Source organism: Syntrophomonas curvata (assembly GCF_052976825.1).
Genome location: NZ_CM129641.1, coordinates 905,096 through 920,347, shown reverse-complemented (window position 1 = coordinate 920,347; position 15,252 = coordinate 905,096). Strand labels below are relative to the sequence as shown.

Here is a 15,252-nt window from a genome sequence, read left to right as displayed (position 1 = left end):
ATCTTTTTTATTATATAATATTTTATTAAGGGAACTCACTTAATAGGAGCTGAATTATATGAGGTCAGCAGAACAGGTGCATGAACAAACAAAATCAATAGTAACGAAGAACATGGTATGTTATTATGCGAGACAATCCTGAACAACGTATTGATGCTAAAGCTGTGCCCTACTGGCGCTGGTGCGGAGCTATTGAATCAGTTTTGTTACTGCTCGTTCCCGCAGGCTATCATTTTGCCCAGCGATACTGGCACTGGCCTGGATGGATTACCTTTGTCCTGCTGGGCTTAACCTTTATATATGCTGTCTATTTGATTCTCATTCGACCTGTGATTACCTGGCAAACCTGGCGTTATGAGGTTTCCGAACCAGAGATCGACCTCCTGCATGGAGTTTTCGTTAAAACCAGAACCCTTATTCCGATGGTGAGAGTCCAGCATGTTGATACCGAGCAAGGTCCGCTGCTTCGCCGTTTCGGGCTTTCGTCCGTAACCATCTCCACTGCTGCCGGAAGCCACCAGATACCGGCACTGGCAGATGAAGCAGCAGCTTTGCTGAGAGATCAAATTTCGGTATTGGCTCGGGTGGTAGACGAGGATGTATAAACCGCAGCGGCTTCACCCCTTCGCCATATTCGAATTTATTGTGCGTAAAGGTTATTCGCTGGCACAGGCACTTCTCCCTCTGCTCATTATTGCCATCGCCCGGGAAGAATTTCGGCAATGGTTATTTCTGGTCATCCCTGTTTTTCTTGTCCTCTTCGTTGCCTATACTATTATGTACTGGCTGCGTTATGTATTCTATATAAGCGGGCAGGAATTGCGCGTGGAATATGGCGTACTGGTAAGAAAGAAAAGATATATTCCCTTCGAGCGGATTCAAACTGTACAGATGTCTGCCGGTGTTCTGCAGCGTCTATTAGGCCTGGTCAAAGTTCAGATAGAAACAGCGGGCGGAGGCAGTAAGGCAGAGTTTGTCCTGGACGCTCTAGCACGGGAAAAAGCTGAGGAACTGCAACGGACTCTGCAATCAGGCGGAAAGCAGATTGCGGAAACCGCAGACGAAAAGGAATATATCGAATACAAGCTACCGACCCGTTCTTTACTATTGTTGGCGACTACTTCCAATAGTATCGGGGTAGTGCTCAGCGGAATGTTTGTGGTGGCTTCGCAGCTTGACGATTTCTTTTCCGAACTGGATGTTTGGGGCAAAGTCGGAGCCTATGCCCAGCATTTGGCTTCCGGGAAAATAAGCCATATTATTTTTACGGTTTTCCTTTTGTTTCTGCTGGCCTGGCTCCTGTCTCTCCTGGGAACCATCATTCAATTTGGCGGTTTTAAGCTGCGGCGAGAGGCAGGCAATATCAATATCAGCCGCGGTGTATTCCAAAAACAACAAGTACGCATCCCGCTCAGCCGCATTCAAGCCGTCAAAGTGGTCGAAAGCCTGCTGCGGCAACCTTTGGGCATGGTCAGTATACAGATCGTGAGCATCAGCAATACCGGCACCAAGGGTGAGGGCAATGTACTTTTTCCATTATTGCCGAAATCAGATCTGGCAGCCTTTCTTGAGAAAATCGCGCCTGAATTTATTATGCCTGGGGAGGTGCAAGGATTACCTTCCAAATCAAGACGGCGCTATTTGCTGATCAATATCATCCCCGCCCTGATTATCGCCATATTGTGCGTCATCTACCTGCCTTGGGGGTATATTGCATTTATTCTGCCTTTACTGGGAGCCTTGCTGGGCAATAGGCAGTACTTGGATGCCGGCTATCAGGTGATGGAGGATAAAATATTACTTAGGTCAAGATGTCTGGGCAGGGTAACCATGATAATTCCCAGACGCCGGATTCAATCTTTGCACGTGTCGCAGAATCCCCTTCAGGCGCGCAACCACTTAAGCAACCTATTGGTCGCGGTCGCATCATGCAATACCGGCATCACCTTTAAATTGAAAGGTATGGATAAGCAAAAATGCGGTGATATTGTGAACTATTTTACAGGAGGGGAAGGGGCAGCCTCTCACTCCCCCTAAACGAGATAACAATAGGAGCATAATATAAGATTCATGTGAACAACTGTATTTTCAAGCACTTATGATAAATCCAATTCACCAGGCCTGAAGGAGGAAACCATGCTGAAAGAATTAAGCCGTTCGCTGGCAAGCCTATCCGTCTACCGCAACATTTTACAGGATCCCCTGGTCAGTGCTCTCCGCACTTGCCTTTCTGCTGTGGGCGGAGGCTGCGGTGAGCTGGAGATAACCGACACTTTTCATAGATTTATATTTGCCTATTTTGCAACCGCCAGGACTCTTCCCGCTCATTTAGTAAATCTGATACTGCAAGACGATAACCCATTTAGCCGGGCAGCGGAAACTATGGCCTTTCATGCAATAGACCCCCGGTTGATTCAAGCTGCCAACCGAGATTTACAAATGCTTAAAACTATAAAAGACCTGGATATAAAGGTCCTGGCGAGAGAGCTGGGGCTGGAACCTGTATGGGAGGAAGATAAGTCTCAAGCTGGACGTAAAGATGATGAATCCTGCTGGCCTGAATCGGCCAAGGAACTGGCTGGCTATTATACCGTTCATTCCCGGGGAATCGTCTCTTCTTGCCGGGCTTTGCGCTGGGACAGTGAAAAGGGGTTATTGGGAATTGAGTATCCGGATTCGTCTAGGCTGGAGGATTTGATCGGCTGTGACCGGCAAAAAGAGCTTTTGTGCCATAATACGGAAAACTTTCTTTCTACCGGTATAGCCAATAACGTTCTGCTCTACGGCAGCCGGGGTACGGGCAAATCGAGCATGGTCAAGGCCCTGCTCAACCATTATGAAAACCGTAATCTTAGCCTGGTGGAAATAACCCGGGAGCAATTAAAGGATCTGCCCCGGTTGGTAAATTATCTGCGTGATTATTCGGCCAGGAAGTTTATCGTATTTGTCGACGACCTGTCTTTTGAGGATTATGAAACGGAATACAAGGGGCTTAAGGCAGTTATGGAAGGAAGTCTGGAGGGACGGGCACCCAACGTATTGCTTTACGCTACCTCCAATCGCCGCCACCTGGTCAAAGAGTATTTCTCTGACCGTTCCAGCCAGGATGAAGAGATTCATACCCGTGACACCATGGAGGAAAAACTATCCCTGGCCGACCGCTTTGGCCTCCGGATAAGCTTCCCTCCTCCAACCCAGACCGTTTACCTGGATATTGTGGAGAGTATGGCCATAGAGCGGGGTTTGCGGTTTGATTCAGACCAACTGCGGCGCGAGGCCCTGGAATGGGAGCGCTCCCACCACGGCCCTTCCGGTCGTACTGCCCGGCAGTTTATTGACTCGCTGGGATAATCATGTTTATGTATTGACGACTGTAAAATTTTCTAACAGGGCTGAACCGCGTCCTCCTGGGCAGCAGAAACCTTGATAGTCTTTAATAATCTCCATAATAAACATCCGGAGATTATTCCGGACAAGGCTACGGCAATGGGCTGGCTCCAGTAGACACCGGTAACGCCCCAATAGGAAGCGAACAGTACAGCCAGCGGATAGCGAAAAACGAGCAGCCTCATACCTGAAGTGATGAGGGCATACCAGGGCCGCTTCAGGCCCTGGGCCGTACCATATAAACCCATTTCCAGCGGTGCCAGTATATGGGCCAGCGCCGCTATGCGTATGGCATGCATGGCCAGTTCAGCGACCCGGGCGTCAGCCCGGAAGGGTAAGACCAGCCAGGGGGCACCAAAAATCAGCACGGCCATAATGGGCAGGACAATCAGACCCGTTCCCAGGACAACGATGCGCGCCCCGCTGCGGATTCGCTCCCAGTTCTTTTGGCCGTAGTTAAAGGCAATAAAAGGGATCAAGGCTCCGGCCATGCCATAAAGAGGAAGCAGGCCCATCATTTCAAGTCTGGCCATTATGTTCCAGGCGCCAACCGCTTCCGCCCCAAAGGAAGCCAGGACACCATTTATCAGAGAAAGCCCCAGCGGACTGATCAACTGGGAAACGGTTACGAAAATGCCCAGAGCGGTTATTTTCCTCCAACAGCTATGGATTTCTTTACCCAGACGTATAAAGGGCACTGGCCTTCCCGCTTGTTTGAGCTTCCTGTAAATGATGACCGCTGATACCGTCTGTCCGATGAGGGTGGCTATGGATGCACCGGCAATACCCCATCCCATTACAAACATCAGGACCGGGTCCAGGGTCAGGTTTATAACGTTACCTATAAGCATGGCTTTCATGGGCGTGAGGGTATCACCATGGCTCATCGAGATTGCTTCGGCGATCATCACATAACCCATAACGGGAAAGCTTAAGACCAGCCAGAAGGTGTACGGGTAGACCTCCGGTAAGACCGAACCCCGCGCCCCCAGAAAATAATAAAAGGCATGGCATGTTCCAGGTATTAGCAGAAGGAAAATCGGCAAAATGCACATAAGGAGCAGGGGCAATGAAGCCCTGGCCAGTTGGTTTGCTTCTTCTTTTTCACCCTGACCCCGCGCCTGACTCATCAGGGTGGTAGTTCCTACCTGCACCCCTTTACCCAGCGAAAGGACCAGATAAAAAAGCGGCATGGACAACGACTGCGCCGCCAGGGCTGATGAGCCCAGCCAGGAAATAAACATGGTATCTACAAATTCATAAAGATTTTGTAAGAACATGGAGAGCATTGCGGGCAGAGCCAGGGTAATAAGAACCCGGAGAACAGGGTCGCTGCCCATATCCAACTGCCTTGACGGTGCACTTTTCATTGTCTGGAAGCACTCCTATGCGTTTATTTCCAACTCTGCTGACTATCAGCCGGTAATATCTTAAGGGGCAGGTTTCTTACCAGCAACCGGCGGTATTCTGCCGAGGCCCGGACATCACTTATGGGAGATACCAATTGGGCGGTGCTTTGGCCCAATCTGCCCAGTGTAAGCGCATTCAGCTTCTCACCGGTAAAATTCTTTTCCAGGTCGGGAAAACGCATGATGGTAGGGCCGATACTGCCCCAGGCCAAACGGCAATCCATAATATCATTGTCATCGCTTATGTGCAGAATGGATGCCATACTGGTTATAGCAATCGCCAGAGCCTTACGCTGGCCGACCTTGAAATAAAAGCCCCGGGCATGGGGAGCTATAACCGGAATTCTAATCTGATACAGGATTTCATTGCGGACAAGTGCAGTTTGACCAGGCCCCAGAATAAATTCCTGAATGGGCAGCACCCGGCTGGCCGTAGAGGTTCTCAGTTCCAGGCTGGCATTCAGCACATAGAGCGGCGGCAGGGTATCTCCAGCCGGAGAAGCGGTGCAGATATTCCCGCCGATGGTACCCATATGACGAATAGGAGGCGAGCCCAGCACCGCAACTGCTTGATGCAGGCATGGAAGCCGGGATTGAATCAAGGGGCTTTGCAGCAATTGCTGATGCGTGACCATACCGCCGATTCTAATCTCGCCATCCTGCATTTCTATTTGCTTTAATTCATCTATATTCTCCAGGCCCAGTATGACCGCAGGGGCATGTCCGTTATCCCTTATGTGCACCAGCAAATCCGTTCCTCCGGCCATTACGGCCGTGGCCGGATTTTCCTGCATTATATCCCAGAGTTCGCCTAGTTGGCGGGGTAAAAATACCTGGCTCATACCTCACCCCTCATCTCTGCCGCAGCGGTTTCCACCGCGTCTACTATCTTTTGATAGCCTGTACAGCGGCACAGGTTGCCGCTCAAAGCTTCACGGATTTCCCGGCGGCTGGGCGCTGGATTGCGGTGTAGAAGATCAGCCGTGGCTATAACCATTCCGGGGCTGCAGAATCCGCACTGGATAGCGCCCTTCTCTATAAAAGCCCGCTGGATAGGATGAAGCACCCCGCCCGCTGCCATACCCTCTATGGTAGTAATACGGCGGCCGTTCAACTGGGCAGCGAGCATCAAGCAGGATAATTTGCTGACCCCGTCCACCAGGATGCTACAGGCACCACATTCACCTGAACCGCATGCTTCCTTGGTTCCGGTATATCCGAAATCTTCGCGCAGAAGATCTACTACCCGGCGATCAGGGGCGCAATCAATCTGTTGCTTTTCACCGTTTAAGGTAAATGCTATTATCATTCTGCTCGCCTCTTTTCCAGGGTTAATAATACCCCTTCCGGGGTAAACGGATTTTTATAAATATGCTCGCCTGTTGCCCGGGCAATTGCATTGGCAATGGCCGGCAAGGGGAGATTAATCACTACTTCCCCGATTCCTTTCATTCCAAAAGGACCGGTTTCTTCAAATGTCTCTACCGGAAGACTCAGCATATCCGGTACATCCAACGTTGTAGGCAGAATGTAGGTTGCCAGATTACGGGTTATGACCTCACCTTCGGCAACCTTAAAGTCTTCCCAGAGGGCGTATCCCATGCCCTGTACCGCACCTCCGTGAACCTGCTGTTCATACAGCTGAGGATTGAGCACCCGTCCGCCGTCGGTTACCGCCAGGTAGTCGCAGACCTCCACTTCCCCGGTCAGTTCATCTATTTCAACTCTGGCCAAATGACAGGCGAAGGCAAAAACCCGATGCGGAAATCCGGCGCTGCGAATACCTATATCAATGCTTTCCGGATAGCGGTTTACGGGAGCAGTATAGGAGTAGGTGCAAATGAGCTCCTCAGGCTGCATACCGGCAGCAATCAAGCTCAGGGGTATCTCACGGCCACCAACAAGATGGCTTACCCTGCCGGAGCCAAGCAGCAGGTCTTCAATATATATCCCCAGCCCCATATTGCATGCCCGGGTAAGGATACGATTTTTTAAAATGGCTGCGGCCTCTTTCAAGGCGTTTCCATAAGAATAGGTAGTTCGACTGGCTGCGGAAGAGCCGGAAGGCAGGGTGCGGGCAGTATCCGGCTGTATCAGTTCAAAACAGTCAGGTGACTGGCCCAGGATTTCTGCTGCGATTTGTACATTGGTGGGATTATTGCCCTGGCCCATATCCGACACCCCGGAATAAATCCGAAAACGTCCGTCGGGGAGCAGTTCGATTTTGGCATTGGCAATATCAGCAACCATGGGGCCATACCCGGTTCCCTGCAATCCTGCTGCGATCCCTACACCTCTTCTTTTAAAGGAAGGGGCCTGGCTTACCCAGGTCTGACGTAAGGCCCATAGCGGATGGTTCTGCACTTTTTCCAGGCAGGGAATGATGCCGGTAGAATTGGTCATCCATACCCCACATCCGGTCTCATCCCCACGAGCGACTGCATTCTTAAGCCGAAAAGCAATCGGATCCATTCCTATTTTGTCAGCCAGCATATCCACCATTTGCTCCAGCCCGGCCAGAACCTGAGGTGCGCCAAAGCCTCGAAAAGCTCCGCCGATCGGGTTGTTGGTATATACACAATAACCCTCTGCCAGTGCATGGGGGATGCGATAGACCCCGGCTGCGTGTTCCATCGCCAGAGCCAGAACCGGGCCTCCCAGAGAAGCATAGGCACCCGTATCCAATACGACTCGGCAACTCATTCCATGCAAGGTTCCATCCTTCTTGCAACCCAGGCGATAATGTACCGATCCGGGATGCCGTTTGGTAGAAGCCAAAAAGCTCTCCTCCCGTGACAGCCACATTTTTACCGGCCGTCCTCCGGCATTGAGCGCAGCTACTCCCAGCAAGCCCTGAACCGTTATTCCATCTTTCCCGCCGAAAGCGCCTCCCAGATAAGGGGCAATCACTCGAATCTTATCAGTTGGCAGACCCAGGGCATGAGCCAGCTCATTGCGGTCCCGCCAGGGGGTCTGGGTTGAGGCCGTTATCTCCAGGACCCCGTCCTCAGCGACCTGGGCTATCCCTGCCTCTGTTTCCAGGTAAGCATGTTCCTGCCAGGGCAGGCTAAAGTCTCCTTCTACTACTGCATCACATTCACCCAACCCAGCCAGGCCGTTTCCATGCACAACTTTTCCGCTGAGCAGGATGTTTTTTTCTCTGCGCTCTTCATGCACCAGCGGTGCATCTGCTGCCAGTGCCGCTTCGGGGTCAAAGACTGCCGGCAATGGTTCATAATCTATCTTAATTTGGGATAGTGCATGCTGTAATGCTGCTTTGGTTTCTGCCAGGGCCAGTACAACCGGGTCTCCTTTGCAGCGAACCTTACGGTCAGCCAGTATGGGTTGGTCCATTTCAGGAATACCGATGCGGTTGGCGCCTTTTATGTCGTCACAGGTCAGTACGGCAAAGATACCGGGGAGATTTCTTGCCACGGACAGGTCTATACCTTTGATCAGAGCATGGGGATGATCCGACCGTTTAACTCCTGCCCAGAGCAGGTTGGCCGGATAGTAATCGGCCGCATACTTTTCCAAACCGCATATTTTAGCAGGCCCATCCGCTCGTTTCAAGGTAGTCCCAACAGGGCTGGCGTTAACTGTCATCTAATAAGACCACTCCTCGCATCTAATGTAAGATATATGCTTCCGGCGCTTTTATTTCATTACGGAATCTCTATCGGCAACAATCATCTGCAAAATCTTTTCTGCACGGTCGGAATAAAGCTTGATTCCATCCAGGTTCGGTTCATGCATAATTTTTTGCATTAACAAACCATCGGTACCGAACCAGCGGGGCAAAAACCCGCTCAAAAAGTACTGGTGGTTCCGCAGGATACTTACCGCGCAACCGACGGCGGGACGGGCCAGATTGAGATAAACCTGAAGCACAGAGCAGCCTTTGGCAAGAGCTTCATTCTCGTGTGCCAGCAAATAGGTTTCCAGGTCGGGTCCGGTTTCCAGCAGAGCAAAACGAGCTACACCCGCACCTTCATAGATTTCCTCATGTCCCCGGGTTGCCTGCCCGGGATCGGAGGAAGGGGCGGAGATGAATTGGTGTCCAAAATCATATACGGAATAAAGATAAGGCAGTGATTCCTGATAAGCTTCCGGCAGATAAACGGTCTGCGCCAAAGGTTTATAGGTTTTAAACATCAGGAGAGCCGCGACCCTCCCCTGACTGCTCTGTTCCTTTACATAAGAAGAAGCCGGCATCAGATCCAATTCAATACCGGTTTCAAAACAGTTGAGGGAAGCCCCGGCTTTTTGCATGAATACATGATTACAGACCGCTTCCCCCCATAGCTGTTGTACATTCAGACCAGGGTAAACCACCTGGTGCCCATAGCCCATGCAACGCTCGATAATTCCCTGGTTGCGAAAATCAGGCAATACAATTCCCTGACCTTCTTCATACAAATCGGGGTTCGACGGGGTGGAGCGATAAATGGCGGTCTGCCCTACCACTTTATCTCCGCTGCGGGCAATAATACGGTACATGTCGCCGTCTTCCTGCTGCCTTGCTATGCCCTCGGGGTCATATACGGTTTTAATCGGGTACTCATTGCCGTAAACCGCCTTATATAATTCCACAACGCCGGGCGCATCCTCCGGCTGCATAAGGCGAACTTCAATAGGCGGCTTTTTACTGCCGTTATCGTTTACATTACCCACAGTAGTATCCTCCTTTAAAAATATTCCTAATGTAAGCCCACCAGTCCTATTTCCGATTCGATTCGAAGCTGCCGGCAGGCTTAGATTGTATCTTGAGTCAGGGCTGATCGCCTACAAGCTGGAGTTCTATCAGCCAAGGCTGGAATCAAGTATGACATGCAAACCGTCGATGAGTGCCGCCATGGCTTCATGGGGAGCAATGGTTATTCTAATATAATTGGGATAGCGAAAACCGGTCATGGTACGAACCATAACACCCCGGTGCATCAGCTTGCGGTAAGCCAGAGTATCGCTGATGGGAAGCTTCACCATTATAAAATTGCCCTCATGCGCAACAAACGGCAGTCCCAATGAGGTTAATTCCCGGCATAGATAGGCCTTCTCCTCTCCGACCAGGGTGTTGGTCCTCTTTATATGCTCCGGGTCGTCCAGTGCCAGCAGTGCAGTCTCCTGGGCCAAGGTGTTAACCGAATACACTACACAGGCCCGGCGAATTATGTTGACCACATCCAGGCTGCCCATCAAATAGCCAATGCGCAGCCCAGCCAGTCCATACATTTTGGAAAAGGTACGGAAGACCACCAGGTTGGGATAACGTTTTATAAGTGCAACACTGTCCGGAAAATCTTCTTTTTCCACGAACTCGCAATAGGCTTCATCAACCACTACGATTTGTTTTCCATCGATGCGGTCCAGAAAATGACACAGTTTTTCTTCATTCCAGTAAGTTCCGGTAGGATTGTTGGGGTTGCAAACAAAGAGGATTTTGGTGCGGGCATCGATTAGCTCCAGCATGGCCCCACTGTCGAAACAAAAATCCTGCAATGGAACCAGCCGGGCCTCATATCCAGAAAAAATAGCTACCCATTCATAAACCGCAAAGGTTTTGTCAGCGGTGATAATATTATCCCCTGCTTCACAGAAGGCCTTGATGGCAAAGGTTATAACCTCATTGGCCCCGTTGCCTACCAGTATCTGGTCGGGATGCAAATCAAATCTTTCGGCTAATTTATCGCGCAGGTAATATGAATCACCGCTGGGGTAAATCGCTGCCCGATGCGTTTCAAAGCGCTCCAATGCCTCCCGGGCAGCCGGAGGCGGGCCCAGCGGATTTTCGTTGTTGTTTAAACGATAGAGGTGATCGCATCTGAACAGCTTCTTCAGCTCCGGGTCGGGTTTACTGGGGATGTAGGCTTCAAAGCCTTTGATATATGAAGGAACCAGTCGGTCGAGGTTAGGTATGTTCATAAAGCCGCACCAGCTTCATACTGGAATATTAGTATATCGCCATCTCCCGCATAAGGCAGCAACAGACACGGTTTGAAACCGCATGAGAGCAAATCGGGGGTCAGATTCACCTGCCAAGCATTCCCCAAATCCATTTCAAAAAAGATATTAAAGAGGTTTTCCTGACCAAGGCTCTGGACATGCTTCGCCAGATTAAGAGCAGCATCCTCACCAAACATAAGCGGTCTGATTGTCACCTGCTCCCGGCCCTGGTCAAATTCTGTAGTGAATACAGAATCCTGACTCTGCGTTTCTCCCTGACGCTGAACCATTCGGATTTCCCGGGGCAAATATAAGCGCTGGTATACCTCCCTGAGAAACTCTTCTATCTCGGGGTGCACCCAGACCCGGCTGCCGGTGTCTTCATTTATCTGGCGATAAAATGCCTCCTTTTGGCATACTTTTTCTCCAGCCTTATAGACACTGGTAAGCCCCAGCCTTTCAAAATAGGATGCCGGCATTTTCGTCTCTGCATACCGGCTGATGATACCAGGCACGCTGGAGCGGCCGATGCGCACCAGGCATCCATCTGCCAGTAAAAGTGCGGTCTGTTGATTATCATTAAAAACATAGGGGCCAAAACATTCCACTGTTCTGTCTTCGCTTCCAGTCCAGCATATTCCGCCGATTACGTTGTCTTTGTCATCAAAGGCCAGTAATATGCTGTATTCACCACCAGCAAGCATATCAATCAGCTTTCCCGGATAATTAAAAAAGGAGGGATATTGATATTGAGGGAGCTGTTGTACCAGGCGTTGGCAAAATTCCTTAATCTCTTCAGGCTCAGCCGACCTTGCTATTCCCTGGGCGGAAGGTGACAGGTCAACTAAAGGGTGCTTTATTATAGCTGGATAAGACTTCTCCTTGATAATGCTTAATCGCAGCTTATCCGGATATACCCGGGATAGAAAAAGTCGTTCCACCGAACGTGAGGCAATCAACAGGCCCATTTCGTCCAGTGAGGACTCGTTATCCATAGACAGCTCCGTAGTTAAATTAAACGCCCTCAGGTTTAACCCTCGAACCGGGAAATTAAAATCGACCTGTAGGCAATAAGCCAAACACCTGCATTGCAGAAGTATTTTCTCGTCAGTCAGAGTCGTATTGCTCAGGTAGCTAAAAATCTCTTCTACTGCCAGAACCAGCTTCAAGGTATCTTTATGATCCATGCCGCAAACCTGGGCATAGTTTTCAACTGTTGCCAGAACAACCGGAACCATTCCCCTGTCCATGTACAGTTCCAGAGATATATCCTGTGTTTTGGTCTCCATATACCATCCTCCCCCAATAGCTGTTTGCTGCCTGGTTGCTTGCTCCGGATAAAAGCAGAACAAAGCGCTCTTAATCGGTCGGTACAGGCATTACTGCGGCTGCTTAGAAAGATTGAACGGCTTCCTCCCCGGTGGCAAAGATAGTAAAAATACTGGTAAAGCCAGCGATATCGAAGACTTCCTTTACATTATCAGACAAGGCCGACAGCACCACCTTGCCCCCAGCCGGCTTGGTCTTCTTGGCTGCCATCAGTAAAACCCTCAATCCGGCACTGCTGATATAATCCATGTCCGAAAAATCAATCAGGAAGTTTTTCTCGCCCGTCTCCATCAAAGATAAAAGTTTTTTCTCCAGTATTCCTGAGCTGCTGGAATCCAGCCTTCCTTCAAGCATAACGACCATGATTTTGTCCTTTTTAACCTCTTTGATATTCACTTTAAACCCTCCTCTGTTTATGACAGTCTAGAATTTCTTCTTCATAACCAGGATATTCTGTTTGCCTTCCCGCCGGTATTCAATCTCATCCATCATCTGCCGCACCAGATGAATCCCCAATCCGCCGACAGGTCTTTCGTCGATGCCCTGGCTGGTATCGGGTTCCTCCGCCTCCAGAGGGTTGAAAACCTTGCCGTCATCGTGAATCTCGATGCGCAATTCCCGTTCCCCGGTCAGTATGTTTGATACCAGAATCTCGTGCTCCCCACCCTCAGGATAACCATAACTGATAGTATTGGTCAGCAGTTCATCCAGTGCCAGGTTGACCTGAAAAAGCGTCTTGGCCGGAATTCCGTTTTCTTCCCCATAGAGCTCTACTGCTTCAGCCAGTAATTGAATCTCTTCCAATTGATTTTTTAAACGGAATTCCATTTACTTTCCCCCTATATATTGCAGAACCACCATGGTGATATCATCTGACTGTTTGGCTGTCTTCACAAACTTGCGAATTGACCCCAGAATAAGCTCGATCTGCTCCCGAGCGGTTTGACCTGCAAGACCCGCCAGGCTATTTTCCAGTCTGGCTTCAGTAAACAGTTCCCCAGCTTCGTTCATGGCCTCGGTTACACCATCCGTGTACATCACCAGACTATCTCCCGGATTCAATTTCAGGTCGGCACAGACATAAGGCATCTCTTCCATAACCCCCAACGCCATTCCGGCCATCCGGGGCAGCATTTCAAAAGAGCCATCCGCACGAAGTATGTAGGGCAGATTATGTCCGCCATTGCTGTACACTATTTCACCGGTTGAGATAGTCAATATCCCCAGGAATTCGGTCACAAACATTCCCGAATCATTATCTTCACACAAGTCATTGTTTACCGCGCAGAGAATTTCATCCGGCCTCAGTCTAATATCCGCCTTGGCCTTGATAAGGGTCTTGGTAACCGCCATGAAGAGTGATGCCGGAACCCCTTTGCCTGAGACATCTCCTATGGTAAAGCAGAGATGATCATCATCCAACAAGAAAAAGTCATATAAATCGCCCCCGACTTCCTTGGCCGGTTCCAGAACAGCAAAAATATCGAACTCCGGTCGTCCGGGAAAAGGAGGAAAGATTTTAGGCACAATGCTCATCTGAATCTCGCGGGCCACTGTCAGTTCACCCTCAATAAGCTCTTTTTGCTTCTGGGTTTCCTTTTCCCTGACCAGATTGTGAATTATAAAAGCAAAGATGCCGATCCCCAATGCGTTGGTGCAGATCATCGGCAGACTTACATTCTTAATAATTACATAGATCTGATCAAACGGACGTACCATGACAAGATTCAAGCCCATGTGAAAAGCTTCGAAAAGAGCCATGAATATAACGGCTCCCTTAATACTGACAAACTGGCCCTTTTTATAGTACCAAATCAGCCCCCCGACCAGACCTGCCAGAACCGTAGACAGGGAGCAGGGAACCGCTGTAAGTCCACCCATGCTGTAGCGGTGAATCCCGCCGATCAATCCGGCCCCAATCCCGGCCAGAGGCCCCCCGACCAGACCGGCAATCGCCGGTCCCAGATCGCGAATATTGGCAATAGCACCGTTAATATTGATGCCGCTCAAGGTGCCGTAAATGGAGAATACCCCAAAAATTAAAGCCAGACAGGATTTTTGCTGCCAAGTCATAGCCTGCTTGTTCGTCATTGCTGCAAAAGCCTTGGTTCTGGTCAAAACATAAGCCAGCACTATAATCACTGACATGTTCTTAATTAAGTTGATTAACAGGTCTACGATGTTATCCGTTTGAATCACCTTCCAGAAACTGAATGCCATTCTCTTATGCAGCCAGCCAAATCTTAATATAGAAGAAAATTATTCTATATAAGGATTGGTGAATCCTGCTTCATATCCGACTTACTGTCGGAATCGATTAAAAATTTAATCCTCTGCTGCAAGGTTTCGGAACGTCAGCAGTATTATTATGGTAAGCAAATAAACCATGGGAGCATGTGATGTATGCGAAAATATGTGGATATACTGGCGTTGCTGGCACTGGCGGTTATGCTGGCTGTCGGTTGCCAATCATCAGCCGACAAGGGGGATAAGAAAGAAAATCCCCCGGCAGCGGTTAAAAAAGTTACTGTGGCAGGGATTGGCCTGGGCGATAGCGGCAAGGATGTAAAGCAAAAACTAGGCATGGATTATATGAGTGAGTCCATGGATGGAGATTGGTTTGGAGAACCAGCCTCTCGTTGGCTTTATGATGATGACGTCGAGGTAATCATGGGTGATGAAACCGGCAAAGTTTTGCAGGTAAATCTATATGACGATGATTATACTGCCCCGGATGGATGCCGGGTAGGAGATAAGGCGGAGAAGGTGCTGCCCGCCTATGCGGATAAATATCCCCTGGCTCAAGACCACTTTGAAGGGAATGAGCTTCCGGGCTGGTTTGTCGTGGAAGAAGGAGTATGGTTGATCTTTAATTTTAAGGACGATGATACCCTGGTTAATCAGCCAATCGCTCCCGAGGATAAAGTTGAATCCGTCCACCTGGTTTATGAAAGTTTTATGGATTAAAAGGGAGGTTTTACTTGCAGCACCCTCTTGAGTCCAGAAACAGCGTTTTCCTTAAGCAAGTATTACTTGGCTTGGTTTTTAACCCAATATTCCATAGGGGAATCGGGTGCCATTCGCAGTTTAACAACTTCCATTTAGATACGCCTGCCTGATCTGATCCAAATTATTTAACACAACCCGGTTCTCGGTTATGCCGTATTTTTAACCAGCATACCGC

The 15,252-nt window shown here is 49.6% G+C and carries 14 protein-coding genes; 4 read left to right on the top strand and 10 right to left on the bottom strand.

Going from position 1 to position 15,252, the window contains the following annotated elements:
• Window positions 1–125: 125 nt before the first annotated feature.
• From ACU70B_RS03975 to ACU70B_RS03965, 3 genes are all read left to right on the top strand, one after another.
• Window positions 126–605 (top strand): PH domain-containing protein, encoded by a 480-nt coding sequence (locus ACU70B_RS03975; protein WP_447185052.1) that lies wholly within the window; start codon window positions 126–128, stop codon window positions 603–605.
• On the top strand, window positions 598–2,037 hold the full coding sequence (locus ACU70B_RS03970) for a PH domain-containing protein (RefSeq protein WP_447185051.1): 1,440 nt from the start codon (window positions 598–600) through the stop codon (window positions 2,035–2,037). Before ACU70B_RS03975 ends, ACU70B_RS03970 begins: the two co-directional genes overlap by 8 nt.
• A gap of 99 nt (window positions 2,038–2,136) precedes the next feature.
• Window positions 2,137–3,351 carry an ATP-binding protein gene (locus ACU70B_RS03965; protein ID WP_447185050.1) on the top strand — a complete coding sequence of 405 codons (1,215 nt, stop codon included), beginning with the start codon at window positions 2,137–2,139 and terminating at the stop codon, window positions 3,349–3,351.
• A 32-nt stretch (window positions 3,352–3,383) separates the two neighbouring features.
• Here the strand turns inward: ACU70B_RS03965 and ACU70B_RS03960 are convergent, their stop codons facing one another.
• The 10 genes from ACU70B_RS03960 to ACU70B_RS03915 all read right to left on the bottom strand — a co-directional run bounded on the left by ACU70B_RS03960 (window position 3,384) and on the right by ACU70B_RS03915 (window position 14,288).
• Entirely contained in the window at window positions 3,384–4,757 is a 1,374-nt protein-coding gene (locus ACU70B_RS03960; RefSeq protein WP_447185049.1) for an MATE family efflux transporter, read from the bottom strand.
• Window positions 4,758–4,780: 23 nt separating this feature from the next.
• Window positions 4,781–5,638, bottom strand: a complete 858-nt coding sequence (locus ACU70B_RS03955) for an FAD binding domain-containing protein (protein ID WP_447185048.1) — start codon at window positions 5,636–5,638, stop codon at window positions 4,781–4,783.
• Window positions 5,635–6,105, bottom strand: coding sequence for a (2Fe-2S)-binding protein (locus tag ACU70B_RS03950; protein WP_447185047.1), 471 nt, complete (start codon window positions 6,103–6,105; stop codon window positions 5,635–5,637). The genes ACU70B_RS03955 and ACU70B_RS03950 overlap by 4 nt, the downstream gene beginning before the upstream one ends.
• The gene (locus ACU70B_RS03945) at window positions 6,102–8,402 is read right to left on the bottom strand and encodes a xanthine dehydrogenase family protein molybdopterin-binding subunit (RefSeq protein WP_447185046.1); all 2,301 of its coding nucleotides are present in this window, start codon (window positions 8,400–8,402) and stop codon (window positions 6,102–6,104) included. Before ACU70B_RS03945 ends, ACU70B_RS03950 begins: the two co-directional genes overlap by 4 nt.
• Before the next feature lie 51 nt (window positions 8,403–8,453).
• The gene (locus ACU70B_RS03940; RefSeq protein WP_447185045.1) at window positions 8,454–9,470 is read right to left on the bottom strand and encodes a GNAT family N-acetyltransferase; all 1,017 of its coding nucleotides are present in this window, start codon (window positions 9,468–9,470) and stop codon (window positions 8,454–8,456) included.
• A gap of 129 nt (window positions 9,471–9,599) precedes the next feature.
• On the bottom strand, window positions 9,600–10,718 hold the full coding sequence (gene hisC / locus ACU70B_RS03935; protein ID WP_447185044.1) for a histidinol-phosphate transaminase: 1,119 nt from the start codon (window positions 10,716–10,718) through the stop codon (window positions 9,600–9,602).
• Window positions 10,715–12,028, bottom strand: a complete 1,314-nt coding sequence (locus tag ACU70B_RS03930; RefSeq protein WP_447185043.1) for a hypothetical protein — start codon at window positions 12,026–12,028, stop codon at window positions 10,715–10,717. Before ACU70B_RS03930 ends, hisC begins: the two co-directional genes overlap by 4 nt.
• Window positions 12,029–12,131: 103 nt before the next feature.
• Entirely contained in the window at window positions 12,132–12,464 is a 333-nt protein-coding gene (locus ACU70B_RS03925; protein ID WP_447185042.1) for an STAS domain-containing protein, read from the bottom strand.
• 27 nt (window positions 12,465–12,491) lie between these two features.
• Window positions 12,492–12,896 (bottom strand): ATP-binding protein, encoded by a 405-nt coding sequence (locus tag ACU70B_RS03920; protein WP_447185041.1) that lies wholly within the window; start codon window positions 12,894–12,896, stop codon window positions 12,492–12,494.
• On the bottom strand, window positions 12,897–14,288 hold the full coding sequence (locus ACU70B_RS03915) for a PP2C family protein-serine/threonine phosphatase (RefSeq protein WP_447185040.1): 1,392 nt from the start codon (window positions 14,286–14,288) through the stop codon (window positions 12,897–12,899).
• Between the two features lie 183 nt (window positions 14,289–14,471).
• Here ACU70B_RS03915 and ACU70B_RS03910 point away from each other — a divergent pair, with 183 nt between their 5' ends.
• On the top strand, window positions 14,472–15,035 hold the full coding sequence (locus tag ACU70B_RS03910) for a hypothetical protein (RefSeq protein ID WP_447185039.1): 564 nt from the start codon (window positions 14,472–14,474) through the stop codon (window positions 15,033–15,035).
• Window positions 15,036–15,252: the final 217 nt, after the last annotated feature.